At 48.8% G+C, this 12,255-nt stretch carries 5 protein-coding genes, 14 tRNA genes and 2 rRNA genes; 20 read left to right on the top strand and 1 reads right to left on the bottom strand.

The genetic code is table 11. From position 1 onward, the window contains the following. Positions 1 to 18: 18 nt before the first annotated feature. The 3 genes from MKX75_RS24555 (at position 19) to MKX75_RS24545 (ending at position 3,896) form a co-directional block, all read left to right on the top strand. Positions 19 to 1,428, top strand: a complete 1,410-nt coding sequence (locus MKX75_RS24555) for a DUF4097 family beta strand repeat-containing protein (protein WP_339167233.1) — start codon at positions 19 to 21, stop codon at positions 1,426 to 1,428. Between the two features lie 171 nt (positions 1,429 to 1,599). Continuing rightward, positions 1,600 to 2,022 carry a peroxide-responsive transcriptional repressor PerR gene (gene perR / locus MKX75_RS24550; protein ID WP_026081471.1) on the top strand — a complete coding sequence of 141 codons (423 nt, stop codon included), beginning with the start codon at positions 1,600 to 1,602 and terminating at the stop codon, positions 2,020 to 2,022. Between the two features lie 143 nt (positions 2,023 to 2,165). Next, positions 2,166 to 3,896, top strand: coding sequence for a glycosyl hydrolase family 18 protein (locus tag MKX75_RS24545; protein ID WP_339167231.1), 1,731 nt, complete (start codon positions 2,166 to 2,168; stop codon positions 3,894 to 3,896). Positions 3,897 to 4,167: 271 nt separating this feature from the next. On the opposite strand, the gene MKX75_RS24540 is transcribed toward MKX75_RS24545, so the two are convergent. Then, positions 4,168 to 4,548, bottom strand: coding sequence for a DUF2614 family zinc ribbon-containing protein (locus MKX75_RS24540; protein ID WP_339167229.1), 381 nt, complete (start codon positions 4,546 to 4,548; stop codon positions 4,168 to 4,170). A 122-nt stretch (positions 4,549 to 4,670) separates the two neighbouring features. Here MKX75_RS24540 and MKX75_RS24535 point away from each other — a divergent pair, with 122 nt between their 5' ends. The 17 genes from MKX75_RS24535 to MKX75_RS24455 all read left to right on the top strand — a co-directional run bounded on the left by MKX75_RS24535 (position 4,671) and on the right by MKX75_RS24455 (position 12,252). After that, positions 4,671 to 5,549 carry a nucleotidyltransferase-like protein gene (locus MKX75_RS24535; protein WP_076333548.1) on the top strand — a complete coding sequence of 293 codons (879 nt, stop codon included), beginning with the start codon at positions 4,671 to 4,673 and terminating at the stop codon, positions 5,547 to 5,549. Between the two features lie 460 nt (positions 5,550 to 6,009). Then, positions 6,010 to 7,562: ribosomal RNA gene (locus tag MKX75_RS24530) — 16S ribosomal RNA — on the top strand. A 305-nt stretch (positions 7,563 to 7,867) separates the two neighbouring features. Continuing rightward, positions 7,868 to 10,793, top strand: a 23S ribosomal RNA gene (locus MKX75_RS24525). Together the 16S and 23S rRNA genes with 14 tRNA genes alongside form the textbook arrangement of a ribosomal RNA operon. A gap of 67 nt (positions 10,794 to 10,860) precedes the next feature. After that, a tRNA-Asn gene (locus MKX75_RS24520) sits at positions 10,861 to 10,936 on the top strand. Between the two features lie 3 nt (positions 10,937 to 10,939). Then, positions 10,940 to 11,031: transfer RNA gene (locus MKX75_RS24515), tRNA-Ser, on the top strand. A gap of 9 nt (positions 11,032 to 11,040) precedes the next feature. Continuing rightward, positions 11,041 to 11,112 (top strand) — tRNA-Glu (locus MKX75_RS24510). 67 nt (positions 11,113 to 11,179) lie between these two features. After that, positions 11,180 to 11,255, top strand: a tRNA-Val gene (locus MKX75_RS24505). 17 nt (positions 11,256 to 11,272) lie between these two features. Beyond that, positions 11,273 to 11,346: transfer RNA gene (locus MKX75_RS24500), tRNA-Met, on the top strand. A 27-nt stretch (positions 11,347 to 11,373) separates the two neighbouring features. After that, positions 11,374 to 11,451, top strand: a tRNA-Asp gene (locus tag MKX75_RS24495). A 95-nt stretch (positions 11,452 to 11,546) separates the two neighbouring features. Continuing rightward, a tRNA-Phe gene (locus MKX75_RS24490) sits at positions 11,547 to 11,622 on the top strand. A gap of 20 nt (positions 11,623 to 11,642) precedes the next feature. Further along, positions 11,643 to 11,718, top strand: a tRNA-Thr gene (locus tag MKX75_RS24485). Between the two features lie 9 nt (positions 11,719 to 11,727). Continuing rightward, a tRNA-Tyr gene (locus MKX75_RS24480) sits at positions 11,728 to 11,813 on the top strand. 6 nt (positions 11,814 to 11,819) lie between these two features. After that, positions 11,820 to 11,893: transfer RNA gene (locus MKX75_RS24475), tRNA-Trp, on the top strand. 30 nt (positions 11,894 to 11,923) lie between these two features. Then, positions 11,924 to 11,996, top strand: a tRNA-His gene (locus MKX75_RS24470). Between the two features lie 22 nt (positions 11,997 to 12,018). Further along, positions 12,019 to 12,093: transfer RNA gene (locus tag MKX75_RS24465), tRNA-Gln, on the top strand. Positions 12,094 to 12,097: 4 nt separating this feature from the next. After that, a tRNA-Gly gene (locus MKX75_RS24460) sits at positions 12,098 to 12,172 on the top strand. 6 nt (positions 12,173 to 12,178) lie between these two features. Next, positions 12,179 to 12,252: transfer RNA gene (locus tag MKX75_RS24455), tRNA-Cys, on the top strand. The last annotated feature ends 3 nt before the right edge of the window (positions 12,253 to 12,255 follow it).

Genomic DNA, 12,255 nt, shown 5'->3' with positions numbered 1-12,255 from the left:
ATACAAGGAGGGAACGTGATGAACCGTAAAGTCCGGGTTGGCCGCTATACGGCTGCAGCCTTAATCATAGCGGTCGGTGTGCTGTTGATTTTGGATAAACGGTGGGGAACTGACTATGTATATGACATGGTGGACTGGTGGCCATTTTTGCTCGTTGTTTTAGGCGTGGAATATATCGTTCTGTTTCTGTGGACACGCAGAAGAAAAAAGGCGCAATCCAATAATCCAGGTAATCCTGATGAACCAATAAAAGTACGTTTTAGACCCGATGCCAAAGGCATCCTGACCTCATTGATTTTGGCGGCTTCTGTATTTATTGTTACTGAGCAGGATCACTACATGCACTTATGGAATAGAGTGAGTCTAAATCTCGGAGCGGCTTCCATGGACTACAGTCAAGCTGCAGGATATATGGAGGATAAGGGCACGATTCGTGTTCCTGTTGGTATGGATACGTCAGATCTGGTGGTCGAAGGTGTGAACGGGGATATCTCGGTGCAACGGGGAGACACGGAGGAGATCGAAGTACGAACAGTTATCTGGGTAGATCAGACGACGGAAGTACAGGCGAAGGCCGTAGCCGATGCTTCTTTTGTGGAGACCGATGGTACGAAAGTAATTCATATCAAAGCTACAGGCAAGACGTATGGAGAAAATGAAAAAACGCAGCCACGGATGAATATTACCATAACGATTCCCGATGATCGTCGCTTTAATCTGGATATTCGAACTTCCAATGGTGCCATATTGCTAAACCGTCCGGAAGCCATTAGTACGATATTCGCCGAAACAGGTAACGGACGGATTCGGATTACCAATGCCGTTGGAGATATCTCGGGCAAAACGTTGAACGGAGATGTCATCGTTGCAAATGCTATTGGTAATGTGGACCTCGATAGTAACCGTGGAGACATGAAGGCACGCGGCGTTTCCGGTGATGTCGATCTGACCACACAAGTGGGAAGTATCAGTATCGCAGACTCCGTTGGCGAATTCACGGCAGAGACACGTAACGGTAATATTACACTGGATGGTGCCAACCTGGGAATCAAGGCTCAATCGCTCAATGGCAGTATTAACATTGTATCTGCCAAAGTCGGAGGTGACTGGGATGTATACAGTGCTGTAGGTGCCATTAACGTGCTACTGCCTGATCGGGGCGACTACAGTCTTGCAGGTTCCAGCAGTTATGGAGATTTAATCACGGATCTGCCTTTCAAAGTACAGAATAAAACGATAGAAGGCCAGCTCGGTGAGGGCGAGTACAGGGTGAAAATCGAAGGCAACAGCGATCTCACCATTCAGAGCAATCCCGCTGTGTCTACACCGGATACAGTTACACAAGAGGCAGGAGATACGGCTGAAGATTTGGAACAGACGACCGAAGACGGAGCAAATTCCCAGGATGATTCTACAGAGGTTCCTTGACGGCCGCGTTGACAATAAACTTGTAATCGCCGTACAATAAATGTACACTGGCAAGATTACACGACACGAAAGATGTGTTGTCGTTGTTAATGGCCGGGAATCAACTCTGTATGATGAGCAAGCAATATACTCTTCAGCAGAGAATGAATGAAAGGTAAGGCGGTGGGTTTTATGGCAACACGTGTCCAACATGCGTTGGAGCATCTGAAAACGACCGGTGTCCGTATTACACCCCAGCGTCATGCCATATTGAACTATCTGATGGAATCCATGGGGCATCCGACAGCCGATGAAATTTACCGAGCCCTTGAACCCCAATTTCCCAGTATGAGCGTGGCGACGGTATATAACAATTTGAAGATGTTTCTGGAAGCGGGCATGGTCCGGGAATTGACATACGGAGATAATTCAAGCCGCTTCGATGCCAATGTGACGGATCATTATCATGTTATCTGTGATCAATGCGGCAAGATTGAAGACTTCAGCTATCCTTCACTCAAAAGTGTAGAGCTTCAAGCGGAATCGAGTACGGGATTTGAAGTACATGGTCACCGATTGGAAGTATATGGCGTTTGTAAAAGTTGCAGGGATTAAGAGAGTTGAATTACAATATTAGCGTGAAGAATTCAGTATGGATTCTTCACGCTTTTTTTTAGCATTTATGCAAAATGCTCATTTCTATAACAACTTATGCGCACATCCTTATGATTCAGCATAATTAACGGAGGTAGACGTTTTTGGGTAGAAAAAGCAGATATACAGGTAAGAAGCGACGTTCATTTTGGCCCGGTTTTCTCGGGGCTTGTCTGATCGCCGGAGGTGCTTACTGGCTTATAACGAATGTATGGTTGAACCAGACCCATGAAGACCCTGATTGGGTAGGAAGAAACCAGCCTATTTTTGTGGATGGGCAACTGATGGACGGAGACGCTTCGGGTACAGGAGATCAACTTAAGTTACCTGTAAAGGTGCTTCAAGAGGCGATTGATGCGGGCATACGTTATGAACCAGAGTCGGGAGATATCATTATTGCTTCCCCTCAGCGAGTCCTTCATATGAAAGAGGGCAGCACACAAGCAGAACTTAATCATAAAGATTATCCTATGACGGTGAAGCCAGAGGTTAAGGATGGAGAAGCATACATTCCGCTCAAACCTTTGAAGGAAGTGTACGGCATAGCTATACAGGAAGATTCGATAACAGGTGCTGTGCTGCTGATGCGTGGAGGAGACACGATACAATATGCAGAGATTGATACGTTGTCATCCAAAGCGGACAAAACGGTGCCGTTGTATAAACGCGGGGGAGAATCCTCACCAATCATTGCCGATATGGAAAAGAATGCACGAGTACGTGTATGGCAGACGGGTGATAAACAGAGTTTTGTTCAACTCGATAATGGATATGCCGGATACGTAGATAATGATCATATCGCGCTCACCGAGAAAAAGAAGGTGGACATGCCCAAGTATACACTGACTGCAGCAGAGAAGAAGTGGCAGAATAAACCGGTAAACCTGGTTTGGGAAGCCGTGTACAATCGTCAGCCTGATGTGGGCTCGATCGGTAAAATGCCTGGTGTGAATGTGGTCAGCCCCACATGGTTCCACATTACAGATGGACAGGGCACTGTGAAAAGCAAGGGAAATCAAGCTTATGTGAACTGGGCTCACCGTTCAGGTATGGAAGTATGGGGACTCATGGATAATAGCTTTGACCCGGACATTACCAAAGAAGCCGTAGCTTCTTATGCGACACGAACTCATATTATCGAGCAGATGTTAGAGTATGCACAGACGTATCAGTTGGACGGTATCAACATCGACTTTGAGAACGTCTATACAGATGACGGGCCGAATATTACGCAATTTGTGCGTGAGATTAAGGCGATGGCACGCATACATGGATTGATGTTATCAATCGATGTAACACCGAAATCCAACAGTGAGATGTGGTCTGCTTTTCTGGATCGCCGTGCATTAGGTTCTTTTGCCGACTATGTTATTGTGATGGCCTATGATGAACATTGGGCGGCTAGTCCCAAAGCAGGTTCGGTAGCATCTCTTCCATGGACCGAGGCTTCCATGAGACGCATACTTGAGGAAGATGAAGTACCTTCTAACAAGTTGATTATGGCAGTGCCGCTTTATACCCGGATCTGGACGGAAGAGACGAACGATCAAGGAGAGGTTAAGGTGTCTTCCAAAGCGGTAGGCATGAATACCATTGTGGACCTGATTCAAGAAAAGAAACTCAAACCTGAACTGGATCAGGCAAGTGGACAGAACTATGTGGAATACAAGGAAGACGGAGCGACCAAGAAAATATGGATCGAAGATGCCGTGTCGCTTCAGGCGCGTGTGGATTTGATTGCTTCGTTGAAACTGGGCGGAGTAGCTGCGTGGAATCGCAGTTTTTCCAATGCTTCTGCGTGGGAGGTATTGAAACAGGCTGGTCACTCAAAATAATTTGCTCGTGCTCCAGTTTTGACTGCTGGCTTAACTTCCTTTACTTCACAAAGTCAAAAGTTGTTCCCGTTTGATATCATCATATGTGCAGTCAAACGTTTTGTTGGCCTTAGGACTCATAACTTAACTTCATATCTTAGCTAGTTACAACAGTAACAAGAGTAACATTTATAAGCCAAGTCAAAAAAGGTCCGGTAGAGATACCGGGCCTTTTTTTGTTCTTCAATAGAATTAAGGTGAAAGACATCTGGCGGTTGGAGATCAAGTCGTACTATCCTTCGGTGGGGGGAGCTGCTGTAGAAGGCGCTTTCAGTTGTTGACTGGTTGTATTGGCCTTATTAGGGTCCAGGGTGAGGATGGTATGACAGAACATACAACGATCCGTCTTGCCCAGCATTTTGGTTAACTTCCCGCATTCCGGGCAGTCGACTTGTACTGCACTGGTAGAGAGCATGCCAGCCCAGAAATAGATGGCCAGACTGGCCATCATGGCAATCAGTCCGATGACAAGTCCTACAGCTGCGAATACCTTGCCTGCATGTCCCCAGAATACAATCCCGGCTGTTCCCAGTATCATTAGGCCCATACCTAGCATGGTCAGCAGTAATCCCCAAGTGCGAAAAGCATTAATTTTTGCTGATTTAAAAATCATGAAAAATGCTCCTATCGTATGAGTAGTATCGGACCTGGAAAAGAAGGAAACTTCAGTCTGGATGTAGAATTACATTATAACTGACTTGGCGCTTATCTGCCATGAAATGTATGGAGGGAATCGTGGAATTAAAGAACCTTGCTTTTTTGTCCGAACAGTCGGAAGAGACGGGGGCAGTTGGGGCTATCGCTTATTCCCACCCGGGAGAGCGATTCCACGGCTCCCTAGTTCAAGATTTTGAATTATTAGTACTTGTTGTTCATAATGATGACCAATTGAAGTCGACGGTGGGACATTATAGATATGGTGATCTTCGTTATCAAATGATCTATGCGAGCCGTCATGAGTTACAGAGTAGTGTCGTTACCGGGAATCATCATAATCTCACCCAGTGTCTAATTGAAGGTGAGATTATCTGGGAAGCAGACAGCGCCTTAAGTGATTTACGAGAAGAACTGTCTGCCTTTGGGGCAGAATTACGTGAGCAGAAGCTGCTTCATGAATTCACCAGTTTCTTGAGAATGTATGTGGAGGCTAAGCGCCATATCCAGGAAGGGCATGTTGTAGATGCCTACTATAATGTATTAGAGGCTCTGGGGAACTGGGCAAGAATTGTATTGATTGAACAGGGGATATACCCGGATCATGCCGTCTGGACACATGTACAGAATCTGGATCGCGCTTTGTGGAAACTATATCAAGAGCTTACGGTAAGCTCCGAGACGCTGGAGCAGCGAGTAGAGCTTGTCCTGCTTGCCTGTGAGTTTTCCGTAATGTCCAAAATGAGTGAATGCTCTGAGTTGCTGCTACGTGTGTTAAGAAGTCGCAAAGAGCCGTGGAGCATGAATGAACTGGTTCATCACCCGCAGTTAAGGTTTGTTCGAGAAGATCTGCCATTGGTTCTGCGCAAGCTGGTCTTTCGTTCTATTGTAAAAGAATCTGCAGGATGGCCATCGATCGGAGGAGAGGGCCGGGAAATTCGGTATTGGATTGAGGCATAATCTTCTCCGAGAGCCTGACATTATATTGATCACAAAAGGGAGGGGAAACCTTCCTTTTTTGTTTGTTTAATAATTTATAAAAAAATGTTGACTCTCATTCGTGATATATGATACATTATATTTCGTTCCTCAAACGAGCTTATCGCCAACAAACGATAAATTCTTTAGAGGAAAAGTGAAGAACTAAAGCTTCAAAAAAAGAAATTAAAAAAAGTTCTTGACGAAAACAAACGAAATGTGATACATTATTTAAGTCGCCGCCGAAACTTGGTTGAGACGAAAAAGAGTAAAACAAATCGTGTTTGATCTTTGAAAACTGAACAACGAGTGAGTAACGATCTTGCTTGCAAGATCGACGCTGAGAAATGGGTACAAGTCTTCGGACTGTATGATTTCGAAGCATAAATGAGATTTTTAATCTCGTCAGATTCAAAATGAGCTTATCGCTCTTTTCAATACTTTATTGGAGAGTTTGATCCTGGCTCAGGACGAACGCTGGCGGCATGCCTAATACATGCAAGTCGAGCGGACTTGAAGAGAAGCTTGCTTCTCTGATGGTTAGCGGCGGACGGGTGAGTAACACGTAGGCAACCTGCCCTCAAGTTTGGGACAACTACCGGAAACGGTAGCTAATACCGAATAGTTGTTTTCTTCGCCTGAAGAGAACTGGAAAGACGGAGCAATCTGTCACTTGGGGATGGGCCTGCGGCGCATTAGCTAGTTGGTGAGGTAACGGCTCACCAAGGCGACGATGCGTAGCCGACCTGAGAGGGTGATCGGCCACACTGGGACTGAGACACGGCCCAGACTCCTACGGGAGGCAGCAGTAGGGAATCTTCCGCAATGGGCGAAAGCCTGACGGAGCAATGCCGCGTGAGTGATGAAGGTTTTCGGATCGTAAAGCTCTGTTGCCAGGGAAGAACGCTTGGGAGAGTAACTGCTCTCAAGGTGACGGTACCTGAGAAGAAAGCCCCGGCTAACTACGTGCCAGCAGCCGCGGTAATACGTAGGGGGCAAGCGTTGTCCGGAATTATTGGGCGTAAAGCGCGCGCAGGCGGTCATTTAAGTCTGGTGTTTAATCCCGGGGCTCAACCCCGGATCGCACTGGAAACTGGGTGACTTGAGTGCAGAAGAGGAGAGTGGAATTCCACGTGTAGCGGTGAAATGCGTAGATATGTGGAGGAACACCAGTGGCGAAGGCGACTCTCTGGGCTGTAACTGACGCTGAGGCGCGAAAGCGTGGGGAGCAAACAGGATTAGATACCCTGGTAGTCCACGCCGTAAACGATGAGTGCTAGGTGTTAGGGGTTTCGATACCCTTGGTGCCGAAGTTAACACATTAAGCACTCCGCCTGGGGAGTACGGTCGCAAGACTGAAACTCAAAGGAATTGACGGGGACCCGCACAAGCAGTGGAGTATGTGGTTTAATTCGAAGCAACGCGAAGAACCTTACCAGGTCTTGACATCAGCATGACCGGGCTAGAGATAGTCCTTTCCTTCGGGACATGCTAGACAGGTGGTGCATGGTTGTCGTCAGCTCGTGTCGTGAGATGTTGGGTTAAGTCCCGCAACGAGCGCAACCCTTATATTTAGTTGCCAGCATTTCGGATGGGCACTCTAGATAGACTGCCGGTGACAAACCGGAGGAAGGTGGGGATGACGTCAAATCATCATGCCCCTTATGACCTGGGCTACACACGTACTACAATGGCCGGTACAACGGGCTGCGAAATCGCGAGATGGAGCCAATCCCAACAAAGCCGGTCTCAGTTCGGATTGCAGGCTGCAACTCGCCTGCATGAAGTCGGAATTGCTAGTAATCGCGGATCAGCATGCCGCGGTGAATACGTTCCCGGGTCTTGTACACACCGCCCGTCACACCACGAGAGTTTATAACACCCGAAGTCGGTGGGGTAACCGCAAGGAGCCAGCCGCCGAAGGTGGGATAGATGATTGGGGTGAAGTCGTAACAAGGTAGCCGTATCGGAAGGTGCGGCTGGATCACCTCCTTTCTATGGAGAATCGTTTCCCGCGTGGAAACATTCAAATATGCAGCTTAGCTGCAAAACACTCACTCGTTGCTCAGTTTTGAGAGCTCAAACTCTCAAACAGCTTGCTTTTGCATGGAGCTTGTTCTTTGAAAACTAGATATCGAAACGAAACAAACGCGAATTAGAACATTCCTTTAAGCTGATCTTGTGTAAACAAGTGAAGTGTTTTTATAAGGTAGATTGCATGAGCGAGTGATCGAAATGGAACGACTTTTGGATTTGCGCAAGCAAAACAAGCGGAGTGACAGCTCGAACACGAGCGATATGGTTAAGCTACTAAGAGCACACGGAGGATGCCTAGGCGCTAGGAGCCGATGAAGGACGTGGCGAACAACGAAACTGCCTCGGGGAGCTGTAAGCAAGCTTTGATCCGGGGGTGTCCGAATGGGGAAACCCAGCTGGGGTAATTTCCAGTTACTCATAACTGAATACATAGGTTATGTAGAGGCATACCAGGGGAACTGAAACATCTAAGTACCCTGAGGAAGAGAAAACAATAGTGATTCCGTCAGTAGCGGCGAGCGAACGCGGAGAAGCCCAAACCAGAGAGCTTGCTCTTTGGGGTTGTGGGACGTCTCACATGGAGTTACAAAGGAACCGATTAAGCGAAGAGGTCTGGAAAGGCCCGCCAAAGAAGGTAAAAGCCCTGTAATTGAAAGTCTGTTCCCTCCGAGACGGATCCCGAGTAGTGCGGGGCACGTGAAACCCCGTATGAATCCGGCAGGACCATCTGCCAAGGCTAAATACTTCCTAGCGACCGATAGTGAAGCAGTACCGTGAGGGAAAGGTGAAAAGCACCCCGGAAGGGGAGTGAAATAGAACCTGAAACCGTGTGCTTACAAAAAGTCAGAGCCCGTTTTAGGGGTGATGGCGTGCCTTTTGTAGAATGAACCGGCGAGTTACGTTCCCGTGCAAGGTTAAGGTGAAGAGCCGGAGCCGCAGCGAAAGCGAGTCTGAATAGGGCGATGTAGTACGTGGACGTAGACCCGAAACCGGGTGATCTACCCCTGTCCAGGGTGAAGGTGCGGTAACACGCACTGGAGGCCCGAACCCACGCATGTTGAAAAATGCGGGGATGAGGTGGGGGTAGCGGAGAAATTCCAATCGAACTCGGAGATAGCTGGTTCTCCCCGAAATAGCTTTAGGGCTAGCCTCGGAAAACAGAGTCGTGGAGGTAGAGCACTGATTGGGTGCGGGGCCCGCAAGGGTTACCAAGCTCAGTCAAACTCCGAATGCCATAGACTTACTTCCGGGAGTCAGACAGTGAGTGCTAAGATCCATTGTCAAAAGGGAAACAGCCCAGACCATCAGCTAAGGTCCCCAAGTGTGTGTTAAGTGGGAAAGGATGTGGAGTTGCACAGACAACCAGGATGTTGGCTTAGAAGCAGCCACCATTGAAAGAGTGCGTAATAGCTCACTGGTCGAGTGACTCTGCGCCGAAAATGTAACGGGGCTAAACACACCACCGAAGCTATGGCTTGATGCTTTGCATCAGGGGTAGGGGAGCGTTGTATAAGGGTTGAAGGTGTACCGTAAGGAGCGCTGGACATTATACAAGTGAGAATGCCGGTATGAGTAACGAAAAGATCAGTGAGAATCTGATCCGCCGAAAGCCTAAGGGTTCCTGAGGAAGGCTCGTCCGCTCAGGGTAAGTCGGGACCTAAGGCGAGGCCGAAAGGCGTAGTCGAAGGACAACAGGTCGAAATTCCTGTACCACCGTAAGCCGTTATGAGCAATGGGGGGACGCAGTAGGGTAGTGACGCGGACTGATGGATGTCCGTCTAAGCAGTAAGGCTGATGTGTAGGCAAATCCGCACATTGTAAGGCTGAGCTGTGATGGGGAGTGAAAATTACAGTAGCGAAGGTCATGATCTCACACTGCCAAGAAAAGCCTCTAGCCAGGTGATGGTGCCCGTACCGCAAACCGACACAGGTAGGCGAGAAGAGTATTCTAAGGCGCGCGGAAGAACTCTCGTTAAGGAACTCGGCAAAATGACCCCGTAACTTCGGGAGAAGGGGTGCCCCGGTAGTGTGAATAGCACGAGGGGGCCGCAGTGAAAAGGCCCAAGCGACTGTTTAGCAAAAACACAGGTCTGTGCGAAGCCGTAAGGCGAAGTATACGGGCTGACGCCTGCCCGGTGCTGGAAGGTTAAGGGGAGTGGTTAGGAGCAATCCGAAGCTGTGAACCGAAGCCCCAGTAAACGGCGGCCGTAACTATAACGGTCCTAAGGTAGCGAAATTCCTTGTCAGGTAAATTCTGACCCGCACGAATGGCGTAACGACTTGGGCGCTGTCTCAACGAGAGATCCGGTGAAATTTTAATACCTGTGAAGATGCAGGTTACCCGCGACAAGACGGAAAGACCCCATGGAGCTTTACTGCAGCTTGATATTGAATTTGGGTACGATCTGTACAGGATAGGTGGGAGCCTTTGAAACGTGAGCGCCAGCTTGCGTGGAGGCAACGTTGGGATACCACCCTGATCGTATCTAGGTTCTAACCTGGTACCGTAATCCGGTGCGGGGACAGTGTCAGGTGGGCAGTTTGACTGGGGCGGTCGCCTCCTAAAGAGTAACGGAGGCGCCCAAAGGTTCCCTCAGAATGGTTGGAAATCATTCGAAGAGTGCAAAGGCATAAGGGAGCTTGACTGCGAGACCTACAAGTCGAGCAGGGACGAAAGTCGGGCTTAGTGATCCGGTGGTACCGCATGGAAGGGCCATCGCTCAACGGATAAAAGCTACCCTGGGGATAACAGGCTTATCTCCCCCAAGAGTCCACATCGACGGGGAGGTTTGGCACCTCGATGTCGGCTCATCGCATCCTGGGGCTGAAGTAGGTCCCAAGGGTTGGGCTGTTCGCCCATTAAAGCGGTACGCGAGCTGGGTTCAGAACGTCGTGAGACAGTTCGGTCCCTATCTGTCGTGGGCGTAGGAAATTTGAGAGGAGCTGTCCTTAGTACGAGAGGACCGGGATGGACGTACCGCTGGTGTACCAGTTGTTCCGCCAGGAGCACCGCTGGGTAGCTATGTACGGACGGGATAAACGCTGAAAGCATCTAAGCGTGAAGCCCCCCTCAAGATGAGATTTCCCAGTATGTAAGACCCCTTGAAGACGACGAGGTAGATAGGCTGGGGGTGGAAGTGCAGCAATGCATGGAGCTGACCAGTACTAATCGGTCGAGGGCTTATCCAATATGCAAGTAATAATTCGCGTGTTTCGTTTCGAATCTAGTTTTCAGAGAACGATCTCTGAAGCATATTCCCTGATAGCTCAGTTGGTAGAGCACTCGACTGTTAATCGAGTTGTCACAGGTTCGAGCCCTGTTCGGGGAGCCATATGGAGAGGTGTCCGAGCTGGCCGAAGGAGCACGATTGGAAATCGTGTAGGCGTCACAAGCGTCTCGAGGGTTCGAATCCCTCTCTCTCCGCCATAATATTAAGGCCCGTTGGTCAAGGGGTTAAGACACCTCCCTTTCACGGAGGTAACAGGGGTTCGAATCCCCTACGGGTCATAATAACTTCAAAAAAAGAAGTTGATTTTTACAACAAGATTATGGTATGATCATAAATGTGTTGTTCGGAGGCTTAGCTCAGCTGGGAGAGCATCTGCCTTACAAGCAGAGGGTCGGGGGTTCGATCCCCTCAGCCTCCACCATTTAACCTTTATAACGACGCGGGGTGGAGCAGCCCGGTAGCTCGTCGGGCTCATAACCCGAAGGCCGCAGGTTCAAATCCTGCCCCCGCAATTATACTTTCCATTGAGAAAGTGATCTGGAACCGTGGTGTAGTTGGCCTAACATGCCTGCCTGTCACGCAGGAGATCGCGGGTTCGAATCCCGTCGGTTCCGCCATTTAATCTTTACATGAGGCAAACTGTTCACTACATCTGCTGTATGGCACTGATGCCCTATATAAAGTGTAAGGAAATGAGATTAGACTTTATTATGGCTCGGTAGCTCAGTCGGTAGAGCAGAGGACTGAAAATCCTCGTGTCGGCGGTTCGATTCCGTCCCGAGCCACCATTTTTAAAATAATTTAATATGCCGGTGTAGCTCAACTGGTAGAGCAACTGACTTGTAATCAGTAGGTTGGGGGTTCAAGTCCTCTCGCCGGCACCATGTAATCCTGGAGGATTAGCGAAGTGGCCAAACGCATCAGACTGTAAATCTGCTCCCGTACGGGTTCGGTGGTTCGAATCCATCATCCTCCACCAGTTTTTAGGGGCATAGTTTAAAGGTAGAACAACGGTCTCCAAAACCGTTGGTGTGGGTTCAATTCCTGCTGCCCCTGCCAATTAACTTTCTAGAAAATTAACCTTTTGTGGCGATCGTGGCGAAGTGGTTAACGCACCGGTTTGTGGATCCGGCATTCGGGGGTTCAATTCCCCTCGATCGCCCCTTTGTTTTTTCAATTTTTAATGGGGATTAGCCAAGCGGTAAGGCAACGGACTTTGACTCCGTCATGCATAGGTTCAAATCCTATATCCCCAGCCATTATGCGGAAGTGGCTCAGCGGTAGAGCATCGCCTTGCCAAGGCGAGGGTCGCGGGTTCGATTCCCGTCTTCCGCTCCAAAATATGGCGCCATAGCCAAGTGGTAAGGCACAGCTCTGCAAAAGCTTTATCCCCAGTTCGAATCTGGGTGGCGCCTCCAGTA

It is taken from the genome of Paenibacillus sp. FSL R5-0341 (assembly GCF_037975235.1).
GTDB lineage: Bacteria > Bacillota > Bacilli > Paenibacillales > Paenibacillaceae > Paenibacillus > Paenibacillus amylolyticus_A.
This window is presented reverse-complemented; position numbering and strand designations above follow the sequence as displayed.